Source organism: Streptomyces sp. NBC_01381, assembly GCF_026340305.1.
Taxonomy (GTDB): domain Bacteria; phylum Actinomycetota; class Actinomycetes; order Streptomycetales; family Streptomycetaceae; genus Streptomyces.
The window spans coordinates 1728511-1744568 of record NZ_JAPEPI010000002.1 but is presented as its reverse complement, the minus strand read 5'-3'; the positions used below and the strand labels follow the sequence as shown (position 1 = coordinate 1744568).

Genomic DNA, 16058 nt, shown 5'->3' with positions numbered 1-16058 from the left:
TTGACTACCGCAGGGCTCTCTCCAGCCCTTGGACGAAGGCGATCTGTACGTGCCGGGACGCGGTGGTGTCCAGGTACGCGGCCTTGGGGTCGTCCTCGTCGGCGAAGCGGACGAACGCCGCAAGCGCGGCGGATACGAGGTCCCGCTTTCCGGCGAGGCCGCAGGCGGTGCACCTGTGTTCGCGGTCCCGCAGGGGCTTGGAGACCCGCTCGCCGCACAGGCAGTGCCGCGACAGAGCGGTGGGCCAGGTGGAGGCCCGCACGAGCCGACCGCCCACAGCCTGGCATGCACGGTCAAGGGCAGCGATGAGCAGGCCGGGGAGCCGCCACCCACAAGCACAACCTCGCCCCGACGACATGACCAGAGCGCCCCAAGAACCCTGGCCTGCCCGAACACAGCCTTCTGCAATGCGCTTCAGCCCGGGCGGTCCGCTCCTTCTAGCCCGCAGGGTTCGCGAAGCTCAACGTCCGATACACCGAAACCCCACCCCCCAGCTCCCCGCACGCCCGCGCGGCCTCACTGACCCGCTGCGTGTAGGACGGGTCCCTGGTGTCGAGCAGGATGCCCAGTGTCGTGCCGCTGTGACCGACGGCCACGCCCAGGCCGCCGACCTCCCGGCAGATCTCCCGCATCGGCTCCAACGACCACTTGTGGCGCAGGAGTTGGTTCATCTCGGCGCTGCGCGTGGCGACTCTGCCGACCTCCGCGAGATCGCGGCGGCGGACCGCGCCGGCCAGGCGGTCGAGGAGGCGGGCGTACTCGTGGCGGTCCGCCAGGGTGAACGGCTTGGGGATGCGGTTGAAGTCCACCGTGTCGACCGAGCCGCCCTCGTCGATGCCCACCACGGTCATGACCGGCAGCGATCCGAGGATCGCGCGCAGCCGCACGCTGCGGTGGTGGAAGGCCACGATCGCCGGGTAGAGCACCCCGTCGGTCGGCTCGATGCGCGCCAGGAGCCGTTCGATGCGGGACGGCGGCATGTCCACCTTCAGTGCCTGACCCACCGCCCGCGCCGTCGCGACCAGGTCCGCCGATGAACTGGCCAGGCCCTTGCCCTCCGGGATCACGCTGTTGACGGTGAGGGTGCCGCCGACGGGGGCGCCCGTCCGGGCCGCCGCCAACTCGCTGATGGTGCGGGCCAGTTGGAGCGCCTTCGTCTTGCGGGGCGGCCAGACCGTCAGCTCGGCCGACCTGCCGGGCTCCGGGCGGAACGTCGCCATCGTCCAGCGCGCCACCGGCAGCGTCACCAGAAAGTCCCCGTCCGCTTCCGGCAGCACACCCTGAAGCAGCTCACCGAAGGTGCCGAACGCGGTGCCGACTCCGATCCCGGCCGACCCGGCTGATCGCCCGGCGAGGCCCGGCAGACGCGGCCGCGCCCCGGTCTCCCGGGACACATCCACAGGCTCCCTCTCGGCTTCACGGGTCCCCTCACGGCGCATCGATGTCTCCACACCCACAGGCTGCCACAGCCCTAACCGTCTTGACAATCATTTTCATCTAGTGTGATGCTCTCGGCTCGACGACCGACAGGGGGCAGGCTTTGCACGACCACATAGCCGAGGCTGTGAAGAAACCCGATCTCATATCCCTGCGACCGGACTTGGTCTGTCTCCGGTTCGAGACGATGAAGATCTATTCGGCGCTCGGAGCGGTCCGGCACCTTCTTGATTCGGGCGCCGTGAAACCCGGCGACACCCTCATCGACAGCTCCAGCGGAATCTACGCACAGGCCCTGGCACTCGCCTGCCACCGCTATGGAATGAAGTGCCACATCGTCGGTTCCACGACCGTGGACCGCACGATGCGGGTACAGCTGGAAATACTCGGCGCCACCCTCGAACAGGTGCAGCCGTCCCAGAATCTCCGGCTCGACCAGGAACTGCGGGTGCGCCGCATCGCCGAAATCCTCGAGGCGAATCCGACGTACCACTGGATGCGGCAGTACCACGACAGCATCCATTACTACGGCTACCGCGAGGTCGCCGGGACCATCGACGCCGAGGTGCCCGACGGGCCGCTCGCCCTGGTGGGCGGCGTCGGCTCGGGGGCCTCGACCGGCGCCATCGCCGGCTATCTGCGCGAGGCGGGCCGCGACGTCTCACTCGTCGGCGTGCAGCCCTTCGGCAGTGTCACCTTCGGTTCGGAGCAGGTGTCCGACCCGGACATGATCATTGCCGGTATCGGCAGTGCCATCGAATTCAAGAACGTCCGGCACGACGCGTACGACCGCATTCACTGGGTGAACTTCAAGAGCGCCCTGTCCGGTGCCGTCTCGCTGCTCAGGAACAGCGGAATCTTCGCCGGCCTTTCCACCGGTGCCGCCTATCTGTCCACCCTCTGGGAACAGCGCCGCGACGACTCCCGTACGTACGTCTTCATCGCCGCGGACACCGGACACCGCTATGTCGAGAGCGCGTACGCGAAACATGCGGACGCCCAGGACATCGACACCCTGAAACCCCATGAGATCACCTCACTCGACGAGTTGAGGCACCCCTGGTCGACCACTTCCTGGCGCGATCTTTCCTGACCGTTTCCACCATCATCCAGCTTCATCTCCACCTTCACCTCAGCCTTCATCCACCATCGGAAATTGAGAGAACCCCCTATGTCACGCCCCGAGCCGCGCACCCCCCGCAGCGTCGCGGAACTCACCGAAGCCGTCCTGTCCGGCGCCTACGGACCCGACCCCGAGGACCTCTCCGTCACCAGCGCGTTCTGGCTGTACAACACCACCCGCCTCGCGGGCGGCGACGTCACGTACCACAACCACTATCTGCTGCTCCGGGTCGGCACGGCCTTCGGCGCCTGTTCCTTCGAGGCCGGTGAACTCGCCCCGGACTTCTGCGAGAACGCCTCGGGGCACACGCTCGGCAAGCTGCTGCGTGCCGAGTCCACGCCCGTCCGCGTCGCCGCGCTCGACGCCTATCTCGCACAGGTGAACCCGTACCGGGACGACGCCCGCGCCGAGCGCGTCATGCTGCCCACCGGCACCCCGGAGGTCCGGGCGAAGGCGCGGGACGCGTCCATCGCCGGGCTCCTCGACATCACGCCGGGCGCCAAGGTCGCCCTGATCGGCGTCGTCAATCCGCTGGTGGCGGCGATACGGGAACGGGGCGGCGTGTGCCTCCCCTGCGATCTGAATCTCCGTACGACCCAGTGGGGCGACGAGGTCACGGACGACATGACGGAGGTGCTCAAGGAGGCCGACGCCGTGGTCGCCACGGGCATGACGCTGAGCAACGGCACCTTCGACCTGATCCTCGCGCACTGCCGCGAGCACGAGGTGCCGCTGGTGGTGTACGCGCAGAGCGGCAGCGCCGTGGCCCGCGCGTTCCTGCCCGGCGGGGTCACCGGGCTCAACGCCGAGCCGTTCACGTTCTCCCAGTTCAGCGCCGACGAGACGCCGATGTACCGCTACCGGGAGTCGGCGTGAGTGTCGACTCCAAGGGCTCCGCGGTGGGCTCTCAGGACACCGGCCCGGACGAGGCGCTGCCCGGCGATCTGCGGATGGCCCGCACGCTGTGGCCCGTCCTGGTCGCGTCCGCGGTCGGACTGCTGCCGTTCACCGTCTTCAGTACGTATCTGGTGCCGATGGCGGAGGACGCCGACAGCAGCGTCGCCACCCTCGGCGGTCTGCGTGGACTCGGCGGTCTCGCCGCCCTGTTGGTGGGCACCGCGCTCGCGCCGCTGATCGACCGGGTGCGCAAGGAGTGGGCGGCCGCGGGCGGGCTCGCCGCGCTCGGCCTGTCGGCGGCGCTCGGCGCGAGCGGGGACTTCATCCTGCTCGCCGTGTTCTGCCTGCTCGTCGGCGCGAGTACGTCGGTGCTCAACCCGGCGCTTACGGCGGCCGCGGCCGACCGCTTCGGTTCCGGGAAGGCGGCGGGGCGCGCGGCGACGCTCGTCACGGCCACGCAGTCGATGACGGCCATGCTCGCGGCTCCCGTCATCGCGCTGCCGGCGGTGTTCTGGGGCTGGCAGGGCGACCTGTTCGCCGTGACGGGCGTGTCGCTGCTGCTTGCCGCGGTCTTCTTCGTACGCGGCAGGAACAAGCCGGTCGAGGAGCGGGGCGACGCCCAACGTCTGGGCTATATCGCCTCGTTCAAGGCGCTCGGGGTGATCCCCGGTGTGGTGCCGCTGCTGCTCATCGCCCTGCTCCGCACGGCCGTGTTCATGGGGTACCTCTCCTATCTGGCGGCCTACTACGACGACCGTTTCGAACTCGACCCCGGGCTCTTCGCGTTCGTCTGGACGCTCAGCGGCGCGTCGTTCTTCGTGAGCAACCTCCTCACGGGGCGGATCACGAACTCCGCCGAGCCGCGGATCGGCACCGAGCGGCTGCTCGCCGTCGGCCTGGTCGCCGCGCTCGTCTCGGTCGTGGGCTTCTACTTCACGCACTGGCTGCCGCTCGCGCTCGCCATGACGTCCGTGCATGCGGCCAGCCACGCGGTCGTGGCCGCGTGCGTGGTCAGCCTGCTCGTCCGGCGCTGCGGTACGCAGCGGGGCGCGGCGCTGAGCGTCAACTCCGCGGGCATGAGCCTGGGTGTGTTCGTGGGGGCTGCGCTGGGCGGGCTCGGCCTTGGGCTCGCGGGGTATCCGGGGATCGCCGTTGCCTTCGGCGTGCTGGTGGTTGTCGCGCTCGTCGCGGCGGTGCTCGTGCTGAGGGCTGGGGCGGTGGAGGAGGGGACCGCCGACTGAGGGCTCGCCGCCGTCTTCTGCGGCGCCGTCGTGGCTGGTCGCGCCCACGCGGCGGAGCCGCACATGTCACAGCCTCGCGCCCCTTCGGGGCGCTTCATCCACCCTGAATTGAAAGGCCTCACTGCCCATGTCACCGCCCACCACCTCCCCGACGGCGGGAGTCGCCCCGTCAGCCAAGGGCGGCCTGAAGGACCGCCTCGCCACCCGTGCGGGTCTCGCGGTGGCCTGTGTCGTGCTCTTTGGTCTCCTCCTGGTCTCCGTCGTCGTGGCCATCGGCATGGGGTCTGCCGCCGTCTCGCCGGGTGATACCGCCCGGCTGCTGTGGGCCGCGCTGAGCGGTGGCGAGATCGATGCCGACGAGGTGACGACGTATCAGATCATCTGGCAGATCCGCACACCGCGCATACTCCTGGCGGCACTTGTCGGCGCCGGGCTGAGCGCGGTCGGTGTTGCCATCCAGGCGCTGGTGCGCAACGCGCTCGCCGATCCGTTCGTGCTCGGCGTCTCGTCCGGGGCCTCGGTGGGCGCCGTCGCCGTGACCGTCACGGGCGGGCTCGCCGCGCTCGGCATCTACGCGGTGTCCGTGGGGGCGTTCATCGGCGCGTTGGTCGCCTCGCTTCTGGTGTACGCCGCGTCGGCCACCCGCGGGGGCGGGCTCGCCCCGCTGCGGCTCGTCCTGACCGGCGTCGCCATGGCGCTCGGTTTCCAGGCAGTGATGAGCGTGATCATCTACTTCGCGCCGGACAGCGAGGCGACCAGCATGGTCCTGTACTGGACGATGGGCAGCTTCGGCGCCGCCACCTGGGGCGCGCTCCCCGTCGTGGCCGTCGCCGTGCTGCTCGGCACGGCCGTGCTCCACCGGTACAGCCGGGCGCTCGACGTCCTGGCGCTCGGCGACGAGACCGCGACGAGCCTCGGCGTCAGCCCCGACCGGCACCGCAAGGGCCTGCTCGTCCTCGCCTCGCTGATCACCGGCGTGATGGTCGCGGTGAGCGGTGCGATCAGCTTCGTCGGCCTGGTCATGCCGCATCTCGTACGCATGGTGGTCGGCGCCACGCATGCGCGGGTCCTCGCCGTCGCCCCGCTGGTCGGGGCGGTGTTCATGGTCTGGGTCGATCTGGTGTCGCGGACGTTGGTGGCGCCGCGCGAGCTGCCGCTGGGCGTCATCACGGCACTGGTCGGCGTACCGGTGTTCATCGCGCTGATGCGGCGCAAGGGCTATGTCTTCGGGGGGCGTTGAGATGGAACCCGCAATGGAGCCAGCAACGGAACCAGCGATGGGACTCGCGCTCGACGGGCTTTCAGTGACGATCGACGGGAAGCGACTCGTCAGGGACCTCTCCCTGGACGTGGCCGCCGGCCGCATCGTGGGCCTGGTCGGCCCGAACGGCAGCGGCAAGTCCACGGCGCTCAAATGCGTCTACCGCGCCCTGCGCCCGAGCTCCGGCGTGGTCCGGGTCGGCGACGACGACCTCTCCCGCCTGCCCCTGCGGCACAGCGCACGGATCGTCGCCGCGATGGCCCAGGACAGCGCGGTGGACCTCGACTTCACGGTGGAGGAGGTCGTCGCCCTCGGCCGCGCACCCCATCTGCGCGGCAACCAGGCACTCAGCGGCCGCGAACTGGAGCTGTGCGCACGGACGATGGACCGCCTCGACCTCACCCGCCTGGCACGGCGCGGCGTACTCACCCTGTCGGGCGGCGAACGCCAACGCGTGCTCCTTGCAAGGGCGTTGGTCCAAGAGCCACAGATCCTGGTCCTCGACGAGCCGACCAACCACCTCGACGTACGCCACCAGATCGAGCTGCTCTCGCTCCTGCGCGGATCGGGCCTGACGGTCCTGGTCGTGCTGCACGACCTCAACCTCGCGGCGGCCGCGTGCGACCGCATCGGCGTGTTGTCCCAGGGCGAGTTGGTGGCCACGGGCACGCCGGAGGAAGTGCTCACCACGGAGCTGATCGACGAGGTCTTCGGCGTGAAGGCGACGGTCGTCAGCCACCCCCTGACGGGCGATCCGCAACTCCTGTACGCGCTCACGCCCACGTTCTGAACTCCCCCTGCCCCACTCCCCATCACCCCCTCTCCATCCCTGAAAGGCACCACACCCATGCGCAGAACCACCCGGCAGCGCGCCGCACTCGGATCCGCGCTGGCAGCCACCCTGCTGCTCAGCGCCTGCGGAGCCGAGGTCGATGCGGACTCGGACTCCAAGGCTTCGGGAGTGTCCAAGAAGGTCACCGTCAAGCGCTGCGGCGAGCCGGTGGAGTACACGACCCCGAAGCGCGCCGTGGCCTACGAGGGCGGCAGCGCGGACAAGTTGTTCAGCCTCGGCCTGACGAAGCACGTCCACGGTTACGTGATGCCTCCGGCCAACCCGCCGGTGAGCGAGTCCCCTTGGGCGTCGGAGTACGCCAAGGTGAAGATGCTCAGCGACGACCTCCTCAACAAGGAACTCGTCGTGGAGGCCAAGTCCGACTTCGTCGTGGCGGGCTGGAACTCGGGCTTCAGCGACCAGCGGGGCATCACGCCCGCGATCCTGGACAAGCTCGGCATCCAGAGCTTCATGCACACGGAGAGCTGCTTCAACTACCCCAAGTACCCGGAGAAAGTAACGCCGTTCAAGGCCCTGTACTCGGACCTGGAGCGCCTCGGCGAGATCTTCAAGGTCGAGAAGAAGGCGGACGAGGTCGTGGCCGGCCTCAAGAAGCGCGTGAGCGCGGTGGAGTCCAAGGCCCCGAAGGGTGACCGGGTCCCGGTCTTCCTCTACGACTCCGGCACCGACCAGCCCTTCACGGCCGGCAGCCAGGTCCCGCCGAACGACATCATCAAGAGCGCGGGCGGCAGGAACATCTTCGACGGCCTGGACGAGCGGTGGACCCAGGTGAACTGGGAGGCCGTCACCAAGGCCGAGCCCGAGGTCGTCATCATCTTCGACTACGGCGACATGCCCGCCAAGAAGAAGATCGAGTTCCTGAAGAAGTCCCCGCACACCAAGGAACTCCCGGCCGTGAAGAAGAACAACTTCTTCGTCCTCGACTACAACGAGGGCATCAGCGGGCCGCGCAACATCGACGGCCTGGAGAAGTTCGGAAAGTACCTGCGGGAACTGAAGGGCTGAGCCCTCGCGAGTGAACCCTCGGCCGCCTCAGTGAGCCTCGTCCAGAGCGCCGGTGAGGCGGCCGAGCAGCCCCTGCAGAGCGAGGATCTCCTCCAGGGCCAGACCGGTGGAGGCGAGGATCCGCCGCGGCACGGGCAGCGCGCGCTCGCGCAGCTCCGCGCCGGACTCGGTCAGCCGCACCGTCACGGACCGCTCGTCCTCGGCACTGCGCTCACGCCGGACGAGCCCCGCGGACTCCAGCCGCTTGAGCAGCGGCGAGAGCGTCCCCGAGTCGAGCCGCAGCCGCTCGCCGATCGCCTTGACGGGCTGCGGGCCGTGCTCCCAGAGGACCAGCATCACCAGGTACTGGGGGTAGGTGAGGCCCAGGTCCTTGAGGGCGTCGCGGTAGACACCGCCGAAGGCGCGCGACGCGGCGTGCAGCGAGAAGCAGACCTGGTGGTCGAGGCGGAGCAGCTCGGCGTCGGGGACGCCGGGCAGGGACGCGTCGGTGGCGGGGCGGGGCGGATCGCCGGCGGGCGGGGTCATGGATCCAGGGTACCTGCCACCCGCCATTAAGTTGCGCACAACTAAATAGCGTGCAATTCTTATGTCTGTCGAAGCGACCGCACCCCCATCGGTCGCTTCGACAGCCGGACCAAGCCGCAACGGAAACCAAGCCGCAACGGAAGAGGACACCCATGAACGCGCTGTACACCGCCGTCGCCACCGCGAACGGCCGCGAGGGCCGCGCCGTCAGCACCGACGGCCAGATCGACCTCGCGCTCGCGATGCCTCCGGCCCTCGGCGGCAACGGCCAGGGCACCAACCCCGAGCAGCTCTTCGCCGCCGGGTACGCGGCCTGCTTCGCCAGTGCGATGGGCGCGGTCGGCCGTGAGATGAAGGTCGACACCAAGGACGTCTCGGTGACCGCCGAGGTCTCCATCGGCAAGGACGACGCGGGCTTCGGCCTCGCGGTCGTGATGCGCGTGGAGCTGCCGGAGGCGCTGGCGGGCGAGACGGGTCAGCAGCTGGTCGAGGCGACGCACGCGTACTGCCCGTACTCCAAGGCGACCCGCGGCAACATCGAGGTCGAGCTCGTCATCGAGTAGGGACCCTGCGGAGGCAGGTACCGTAGAAGGCCCGACGCCCCTATCTCATGAGCCTCCTGGTGGGCTGCGTGAACCCCAGGAGGACCGAGAAGATGACGACGAACCGCGGACGCAAGGACGTGATCCGGGACCGGATGACGGCGACCGGCGAGTCGTACAACGTGGCCGCCCGCAACCTGAAGGCGATGAAGGACATGGGCGCCACGGCCGAGGCCGTCCGCATCCAGCGCTGGCGCCCCGCCGCCACGCTGGACGTCCCGTGCCCCTGCGGCGGTACGTGCGAGCCCGGCGAGAAGTGCGACCGCTGCCACGCCCGCCACCGCCACGTGGCCCGCTTCCCGGGCAGCCGCACGGAGGTCGAGACCTGGGCGGACCGCTATGACTGCACGGGCTGCGCGTCCTCGTACACCATCCCCGTCGTCCTGACCGGACGCCCCTGGGGCATCGCCGAGACGGTGGTCCAGGGCGCGTCCGCGGAGCCGGTGGTCCGGGCCCGGGTGTTTCCCGGGGTGAAGCATCCGCTGCTGCGGCCGGAGACGCCGGAGACCCCCGAAGCGGACTAAGCCCCCGCCTCCTGCGGATCCGCGACCACTCGCGACGCCAGATCCAGGAACGCCTCTGCCGTACGTGCCCTCAGGCGCCCGAGTTCCTTCGCACGGTGTTCGGAGAGGTGCAGGTCGAACGGGACGAGTACGGTGCCGGCGCAGTCGGCGGCGAAGCGCTCCTCGATCTCCGAGTCCTGGACGGGCTTGTCGATGCCACCGAGGCGGGACGCGACGATCACGGCCCTGCCCGCAAGATCCTCCCGGCCGTGCTCGCGCAGGCGGGCGAGGAGCTCGGTGGCGGCGGCCACGGAGTAGGCCGATGTCGTGCAGCAGATGATCAGGCGGTCGGCCGTGTCCAGGGCCACGTCGAGGGCCGGATCCCGGGTGGGGGCCGCCCAGTCCGTCAGCGTCACGGGATAGTGCCGGGCCGTCATCGTGAGGATGCGGCGGTACTCCTCCGCGTAGGCCGGGCTGCGGGTGGCGTAGCCGGCACGGTGCGCGAGGATCTCCAGGCCCGTGGGAGCGAGGCTGGTCAGCCGGCGGATGTCCGCGTATCCGGCGTCCAGCGGCAGCCTCGTGAGGTCGCGCGGGGTCGCGGCGCCCTGCCGGACCAGATAGTCGTTCAGGTCACCGCTGGCCGGTGCGCCGTCCATGGCGAGGACCGGCTCCCCGCGCACCGCCACGAAGAGCGAGCCCAGCATGAAGGTGGTGGTCGACCGGCCGCAGTTCGGGTGGGCGCCGACCACGGTGATGCGTCTGTTGTACGTGAGCGGGCGCCGGACCAGCTCGAGACGGCGCTCGTGCGCGGCGCGGGCGCCGCCGATGCCCAGGTCGATGCGGAGACTGCGGCGGCCGATGCGGGACGCGGTCGGGGTGCCGCTCTCGCCCGGCCGGGCCACCAGGAGCGGGCGCTCGGCCGGTCGGCCGGGAGAAGCCGGAGCCTGCCCCGAGAACTTCCGGTCGCCGCCTCGCATGGCCTGGGCGATCGCCACGTACCGGGCCAGCTGGTCGGCGACCGAAACCGCGGTCGGCCGGCGCCGCGGATCCGGGTCCAGGCACTGCTTGACCATGTCGCGCAGGGGCTCCCAGGTGGTGCCCTGCCACAGGTGCATGCCGTCCGGCAGGCCGGGCACGGAGGCCTGCCGTTTGCTGCTGATCAACCGCAGCAGTTCGCCGAGCGACCTGATGTTGTCCTCGCGTGTCGGCGCCGCCCCCGCACCGGAGTACTCGCCGTCCACGACGCAGTCCGACAGGCCGACGAGCACCACGGACCGCTCCAGGACGATCACCGAGTCGGGAGAGAGACCGGCCGGCACAAGACCGTTGAGATGGCAGATGCTCAGCGCGCTTGCCAGATGCCAGGCGAGCAGCAGGCTGGTGAGGATGTCGAACGCGGCGGTGCCCTCCGGGGTTTCGTACGCGAGGAGTTCATCGAGCCGGGGCGGCTGCCGGTCCGTGCTTCCGGGCGCCGCGATCAGCCGCATGGCGAGCCACGGCGGGCGGCCGTCGAGACCGGTGGCGAGGAGTTCAGGGGCGTACCGTCCGTGCATCCGGCGCAGCGCCTCGGCCTCGGTGATCAGCAACTGCTCGGTGGCGACGGGCAGTTCGGGGCGGGCCACCCGCAGCGCGGCCTCACCGCCGTCGGCGTCCCGGCCGAGGTAGACGAGGGTTCGGGTGCCCGAGCGGCGGCCCAACAACTGGTAGCGGCCCAGGCGTTGCGGATCCTGCGGCGTCAAGGGCGACCACGGCTGCGCGCGCGGCCTGTCCGATGCCTCGAAGGCGGGGGTGCGGGGCTGCATCGCCACGCCGAACCGGGCCAGGAGCCTGCGCTCGACGGCGGTGAACGCATGGAAGGCGGCGGGCACGGTGTCCGCCCCCTCCGGGTGGGTGAGCCAGACGGGGAAGTCGGGTGAACGGCCCGCGAGTTGCTCCAGGCGGCGGCCGATCGCGCGCCCTGTGCGCAGGAGTTCGGAGCTGGGCACCGCGTCGAGCAGCGCCGTCTTGCTCTCCTCGGTGAAGTCGAAGATGCGGTGCTTGGCGGGCAGCGGTCCGGGCACGGGGGCCGGGAACGGATGCATGAGGCCGCCGAGGAAGACCTCCGCCAACTGCGCGACCGGGGCCCGCCAGGGGACGGCGGACTGCACGAGCCGCATGACCGGCACGGAGAGCGGGGAGACGGCGGCCAGATGCGCGGCAAGGCGGTACGCCTCCGGGGAAGCCGCGTCACGGAAGTGCTGGATGCCGCGCACCTCGCGCCCCGGAGTGATCGGTGCGTGCCGCTGCGGCCGGGCGAGGAGCGGCAGTTCGACGGTGGTGCCCGGCGAGGTGAGCAGCAGCGACCAGTCGCGCAGCGAATCCGCCGCCGGTTCGAGTACGGGAATGGGTACGCCGGAGAAGTCGGCGACGCCCGCGGGCAGTACGCGGTCGGTGATCTCCCACGACGTGTTGGCGCCGCCCGGTCTGCGGGTGGTGGCCTGCCAGCGGTCGGCCTGGATCCCGGAACCGTCCCAGAGCGTGGGCGGCAGGGTGTGCAGGACCGCCACGGGACCGCTGGTGGCCCAGTCGAGGAGGACGTCGTGCATGGTGCCGCGCCGCCAGGCGCCGCCGAGGCCGTCGCTGACGACCAGGACCAGCGTCTGCCCGGTCGGGTCGAGCAGTACGGTCGGCGACATGGTGGAGGCACCGGTCTCGAAGGGCCGCCCGTGCAGCACCGGGGCGTCGGAGCCACGGGTGTCGAGACCCAGGACACGGATGGAGCGGAACGCGGCCAGGCGTTGCAGCGCCGTGCGCAGGTCGGCGGCGAGCCGGTGCCACAGCAGCATCGACAGGCCGCCGTCGACGACGAGCGCCAGATGCAGCCAGCGTTCGCGCGCCGGGCGCATGACCACATCGGGCAGCCTCGTCTCGGCGAGCGCCGCAGCGGTCGCCGCCTCGTCCAGTTCCTGACGCCATCTGCTGGGCCGTTTCCGCTTCAGCGGGCGCAGCGCGCGGCCGATGAGCAGTTCCTGACGGAGCGCCTTGTCCTCAGGGACGCGCAGCGGAAGTGCGGGCTGCTCGTCGTCCGCCGGAAGCGGCACCGGGCGGTCGGGGACGAGCGGCGGCAGGGACGCGGCGTGCAGCTCCGGAGTGGTGAGATCGGGCAAGTCGTCGTCGGGCGTGCCGGGTTCGGGGACCTCGCCGTCGTCCTCGGCGGGCGCGGCGGGCTCGGCGGGGGACACGGCCGGATTCACCGGCCTTTGGCGGACGGCCCGCGCAAGGGGCAGCCCTTCGGGACCGTCGGCCAGGCGCTTGGCCAGCCACAGCACATCGAGGACCTCGTGCGCGTCGAGGTCCTGCCCCGCCGCCTTGAGGATCCGCAGGGCGGTGCCCAGGCTGTCGTCCCGGCGGCTGTCGTCCCGGCGGTCCACGGTCAGAGGCTTCCGGTCAGCTGGTGGAGCACGGCGTCAAGCAGTCCTTCGGCGTCCAGGTCCACTCCCCCGGCCCGCAGGAACACCGCGTTGAGCAACTGGTCCGTGGCGAGTTCACCGGGCGCCCGGCGGCGCAGGAACGCCTGCAGAAGGTCGTCGACCTCCAGGAGCGCGCCGTCCCCGAGGTGTGCCGAGACGATGGCCCGCAGCCGGTCCTCGTCCGGCACCGGCAGATCGAGCCGGATGCAGCGGCGCAGGAAGGCGGGCGGGAAGTCCCGCTCCCCGTTGCTGGTGATGACGACGACCGGGAACTCGACGCACTGCACCCGGCCCTGAGCCACGGCGACCGTGCCGTGATGGTCGGCCGTCAGCACGTCGACCGTCGCCATCTCCTCGGGCAGCCGGGCCAGTTCAGGTATCTCGAAGACGCCCTCCTCGAAGACGGTAAGCAGATCGTTGGGCAGATCGACGTCGCCCTTGTCCATCTCGTCGACGAGCAGCGCCCGGGGCGTGCCGGCCGGCGCCAGGGCCGTACCGAGGGGGCCGAGCCGTATGAAGGTGCCGATGGAGGGCTCGGTGTCACCGCGGTCGCGGCTGAGCGTGGTCTCCCGGAGGCGGCCGATCGCGTCGTACTGATAGAGCGCGTCCTGCACGCTTGAGCGGCTGTTGACCGGCCAGCGCAGCAGCTCGCCGAGGCTCAGTTCATGGGCGACGGCCCGCGCGAGCGAGGACTTGCCGGTGCCCGCGGGCCCGGTGACAAGCAGCGGCCTGCGCAGATGCAGTGCCGCGTTGACCACGTCGGCGTGCTCCTGGGCGATCAGATAGGGCAGCGGCGCGGTGGTGCCGTCCTGCGGGGTGAACCGGCGCCAGGGCGGGGCGGGCGGCATGGTGACGGGACGTGCGAGACCGTCACCGCGGAAGATCCGCCAGCTGCCGTTCGATGCCGTGCTCATGTCCCCTCCTGGGCCCGTGCTCATAAGCCCTCCCGGCTGCCGATCGTGGCCGTGCTCATAAGCCCTCCCGGCTGCCGTTCATGGCCGTGCTCATATGCCCTCCTGCGGCTCGGACAGATGCAGTTGCGGAACCGTGCGGTCGGGGTCGGCCCAGGCGAGGACCGGGCGTCCGGGGAAGGCGCGCGGCTGGTGCACGGTCTTGGCGCGGTAGGACCGAACACCTTCGGGCAGTTCACGGGTGGTCACGCCGCTCATCCGCGCCACGGCATGCGACTCGCGCCCGAGGCCCCGGTCCCACACGACGATCGGGACGCCGACCGCCAGACACACCTGTACGACCTCGTCGCGCAGCCGCGGCGGCACGTCCACGGCCACCCGCACGGCGTCCACGCGGTCCATCAGCGTGCCGTAGATCTCGCGCAATCCCAGCGCCTCGTCGGCGAACAGGAGTGAGATGCCCGTGTCGAGCTGACGCCACCGGCGGCGCCAGTCAGGAAGGAAACGCTCGTTGCGGCGCAGGAGTTCCGGGCAGTTGACGACCAGGGGGTACTCCGCGCCGAGCACGCCCGGCACCAGGTCGTCGGGCCCGAAGCTCTCCCACTCGTCTATGGGGAGGTTCAGTCCCGCCCGGTCGACCAGCGCCTCGACCAGCGGTCTTCGGTCGCTCGGGGATGCCTGGTGCAGCGATTCGAGGACCCGAAGCAGCTCCCGCGCGGCCTTCGCGGCGCTGAAGGTGACCTCGCCGTCCGTCGACACCTGGCGGGGGCCCGCACCCTCGTCGCACCAGACGCGCAGCCGGTAGCGGTCCTCGCCGCTGCGGCTCACCTGCACCAACACCCGTAGTGGCACGTCCTGTTCGGCCTGTGTCCTGGCCCAGTCCACCGCGTCGGAGCGGCGCTCGGCGAGGGCCGAGCGCGGGATGCCGAGCCGCTTGGCGACCCCGTCCGACCAGAGCCGCAGCCGTGCGCACTGCGCGGGCAGGCAGAGGGCCGCCAGGTACTCCATCACCCGCACCAGTGCCGGCACCCGCGGCCCTTCCCCCTCCGTACGGCTGTCGCCGCCGAGCCGCTCGAGATGATCGAGGTAGCCGTCGGGCGAGTCGTCACCGGGGAACGCGGCGGCCAGCGGCAGCGCGGCCCGCACCGCTTCCGGCAGCCGGGCCAGGGTCGCCGCGGGGATCGACTTCAGGGTCTGGTGCAGCTTGCGGTGCTCGTCGGGCGAGAGCAGCCGCGGCACCGGAGAGAACTGCCCGGCGTTGAGGAGTGGGCGGACAGCCGCGGGCTCCGGGCGCCGCAGCACCTCGGTGAGCGCGGCGAGCGCCCGCGGATCGGTGACCAGGAGCCGGGCGAACTCCTCGGGCGTGGGGGCCGATTCGCCACCCGGGTGTCCGTGTCCGCACCGGCGGGCGACGGCCCTCGCGTGGTCCCCGCGCAGCACGGGAGAGGGCATGATGCCCTCGATGAGTTCGGTGAGCACCGGCAGCGCGGGATCGTCCGGATCGGCCTCTGCGCTCTCCAGCAGCTCCCCCGCGCCGGCACCGCGCAGCTCGGCCTCGATGCGCTGCCAGGGGATGCCCCAGCTGCGGCGCGAGACGTGCTGGGAACTGAACGGCCTGGCCGCACCGGTGACGGGATCGGCGGGCGGCATGATGTGGGCGACCACCAGGCCGACGGCGGCGTTGTCGGTGACCGACCAGAGCGGACCGCCGCTGAACGCGGGGCCGATGGGCATGCCGGTGGGTTCCCCGTCCACGTACCCGATCGACTCGTCGCACGTCTTGACCCGTACGTCGGCGAAGGAACTGCTCAGTCCGCTGCCGTGCCAGGCCCGCAGCGACTGCCCCGGCGCCATCGGCTGCCACATCGGCGCTGCGACGGACTCGTGGGGCACCGAGTCGAGGCGCAGCACCGCGAGGTCGCCGAGCCACTCGTGATCGTCCTTCTCCCGCACCTCGTCCGCGCCGTCACGACGCCGCGGCGGGATCCAATAGGCCACCCTGGTCGCGTAGTTGACCGAGGCGGAAGGGCCGCGCAGGGTCACATGAACCGTCTCGCGGCCGGGGTGCCGGGTGTCGAACAGGTGCCGCCCCAGCGCGTCATTGACGACATGGGCGCAGGTCAGCAGCCGGCCCGAGGTCATCAACACCCCGGCTCCCGCGGTCTTGACGTCGCGCGTGCGCAGCACCGAGACGACGCAGTGCCGGGGGTCGGCCGAGGGGGAGCGCGCCTCGGTCAGGAACCAGCCCATC

14 protein-coding genes are annotated in these 16058 nt (G+C 70.9%); 8 read left to right on the top strand and 6 right to left on the bottom strand.

Annotated features, from left to right (window positions below):
• Positions 1–4: 4 nt before the first annotated feature.
• Positions 5–262: a hypothetical protein gene (locus tag OG453_RS29470; protein WP_266871575.1), complete on the bottom strand. Its 258-nt coding sequence runs from the start codon at positions 260–262 to the stop codon at positions 5–7.
• Positions 263–437: 175 nt separating this feature from the next.
• A complete protein-coding gene (locus tag OG453_RS29465; protein WP_266873169.1) occupies positions 438–1364 on the bottom strand; it encodes a kinase in 927 nt (308 codons plus the stop codon).
• A 176-nt stretch (positions 1365–1540) separates the two neighbouring features.
• Here OG453_RS29465 and OG453_RS29460 point away from each other — a divergent pair, with 176 nt between their 5' ends.
• The 6 genes from OG453_RS29460 (at position 1541) to OG453_RS29435 (ending at position 7817) form a co-directional block, all read left to right on the top strand.
• Positions 1541–2530, top strand: coding sequence for a pyridoxal-phosphate dependent enzyme (locus OG453_RS29460; RefSeq protein WP_266871574.1), 990 nt, complete (start codon positions 1541–1543; stop codon positions 2528–2530).
• 78 nt (positions 2531–2608) lie between these two features.
• Positions 2609–3436 carry a DUF364 domain-containing protein gene (locus tag OG453_RS29455; protein ID WP_266871573.1) on the top strand — a complete coding sequence of 276 codons (828 nt, stop codon included), beginning with the start codon at positions 2609–2611 and terminating at the stop codon, positions 3434–3436.
• The gene (locus OG453_RS29450) at positions 3433–4698 is read left to right on the top strand and encodes an MFS transporter (protein ID WP_266871572.1); all 1266 of its coding nucleotides are present in this window, start codon (positions 3433–3435) and stop codon (positions 4696–4698) included. Before OG453_RS29455 ends, OG453_RS29450 begins: the two co-directional genes overlap by 4 nt.
• Before the next feature lie 127 nt (positions 4699–4825).
• Positions 4826–5938: an iron ABC transporter permease gene (locus tag OG453_RS29445; protein WP_266871571.1), complete on the top strand. Its 1113-nt coding sequence runs from the start codon at positions 4826–4828 to the stop codon at positions 5936–5938.
• A 37-nt stretch (positions 5939–5975) separates the two neighbouring features.
• Positions 5976–6749 (top strand): ABC transporter ATP-binding protein, encoded by a 774-nt coding sequence (locus OG453_RS29440; protein WP_266873168.1) that lies wholly within the window; start codon positions 5976–5978, stop codon positions 6747–6749.
• Between the two features lie 57 nt (positions 6750–6806).
• Positions 6807–7817, top strand: coding sequence for an ABC transporter substrate-binding protein (locus OG453_RS29435; protein ID WP_266871570.1), 1011 nt, complete (start codon positions 6807–6809; stop codon positions 7815–7817).
• A 27-nt stretch (positions 7818–7844) separates the two neighbouring features.
• Here the strand turns inward: OG453_RS29435 and OG453_RS29430 are convergent, their stop codons facing one another.
• Complete coding sequence (locus OG453_RS29430) at positions 7845–8342, bottom strand: MarR family winged helix-turn-helix transcriptional regulator (RefSeq protein WP_266871569.1); 498 nt, start codon at positions 8340–8342, stop codon at positions 7845–7847.
• Between the two features lie 152 nt (positions 8343–8494).
• Here OG453_RS29430 and OG453_RS29425 point away from each other — a divergent pair, with 152 nt between their 5' ends.
• Together OG453_RS29425 and OG453_RS29420 are read left to right on the top strand one after the other, a co-directional pair.
• The gene (locus OG453_RS29425; RefSeq protein WP_266871568.1) at positions 8495–8905 is read left to right on the top strand and encodes an organic hydroperoxide resistance protein; all 411 of its coding nucleotides are present in this window, start codon (positions 8495–8497) and stop codon (positions 8903–8905) included.
• A gap of 92 nt (positions 8906–8997) precedes the next feature.
• The gene (locus tag OG453_RS29420; RefSeq protein ID WP_266871567.1) at positions 8998–9468 is read left to right on the top strand and encodes a hypothetical protein; all 471 of its coding nucleotides are present in this window, start codon (positions 8998–9000) and stop codon (positions 9466–9468) included.
• Here OG453_RS29420 and OG453_RS29415 read toward each other — a convergent pair.
• The 3 genes from OG453_RS29415 to OG453_RS29405 all read right to left on the bottom strand — a co-directional run bounded on the left by OG453_RS29415 (position 9465) and on the right by OG453_RS29405 (position 16057).
• The gene (locus tag OG453_RS29415) at positions 9465–12857 is read right to left on the bottom strand and encodes an SAV_2336 N-terminal domain-related protein (protein WP_266871566.1); all 3393 of its coding nucleotides are present in this window, start codon (positions 12855–12857) and stop codon (positions 9465–9467) included. The genes OG453_RS29420 and OG453_RS29415 overlap by 4 nt on opposite strands.
• 2 nt (positions 12858–12859) lie before the next feature.
• Positions 12860–13810, bottom strand: a complete 951-nt coding sequence (locus OG453_RS29410) for a MoxR family ATPase (protein ID WP_266871564.1) — start codon at positions 13808–13810, stop codon at positions 12860–12862.
• Between the two features lie 90 nt (positions 13811–13900).
• Positions 13901–16057 (bottom strand): trypsin-like peptidase domain-containing protein, encoded by a 2157-nt coding sequence (locus tag OG453_RS29405; protein ID WP_266871563.1) that lies wholly within the window; start codon positions 16055–16057, stop codon positions 13901–13903.
• Position 16058 lies beyond the last annotated feature (1 nt).

Coding starts and splice junctions, on each gene's coding strand:
- OG453_RS29455 (WP_266871573.1), top strand. CDS start 2,609: ATGTCACGCCCCGAGCCGCGCACCCCCCGCAGCGTCGCGGAACTCACC.
- OG453_RS29445 (WP_266871571.1), top strand. CDS start 4,826: ATGTCACCGCCCACCACCTCCCCGACGGCGGGAGTCGCCCCGTCAGCC.
- OG453_RS29440 (WP_266873168.1), top strand. CDS start 5,976: ATGGGACTCGCGCTCGACGGGCTTTCAGTGACGATCGACGGGAAGCGA.
- OG453_RS29435 (WP_266871570.1), top strand. CDS start 6,807: ATGCGCAGAACCACCCGGCAGCGCGCCGCACTCGGATCCGCGCTGGCA.
- OG453_RS29430 (WP_266871569.1), bottom strand. CDS start 8,342: ATGACCCCGCCCGCCGGCGATCCGCCCCGCCCCGCCACCGACGCGTCC.
- OG453_RS29425 (WP_266871568.1), top strand. CDS start 8,495: ATGAACGCGCTGTACACCGCCGTCGCCACCGCGAACGGCCGCGAGGGC.
- OG453_RS29420 (WP_266871567.1), top strand. CDS start 8,998: ATGACGACGAACCGCGGACGCAAGGACGTGATCCGGGACCGGATGACG.
- OG453_RS29410 (WP_266871564.1), bottom strand. CDS start 13,810: ATGAGCACGGCATCGAACGGCAGCTGGCGGATCTTCCGCGGTGACGGT.
- OG453_RS29405 (WP_266871563.1), bottom strand. CDS start 16,057: ATGGGCTGGTTCCTGACCGAGGCGCGCTCCCCCTCGGCCGACCCCCGG.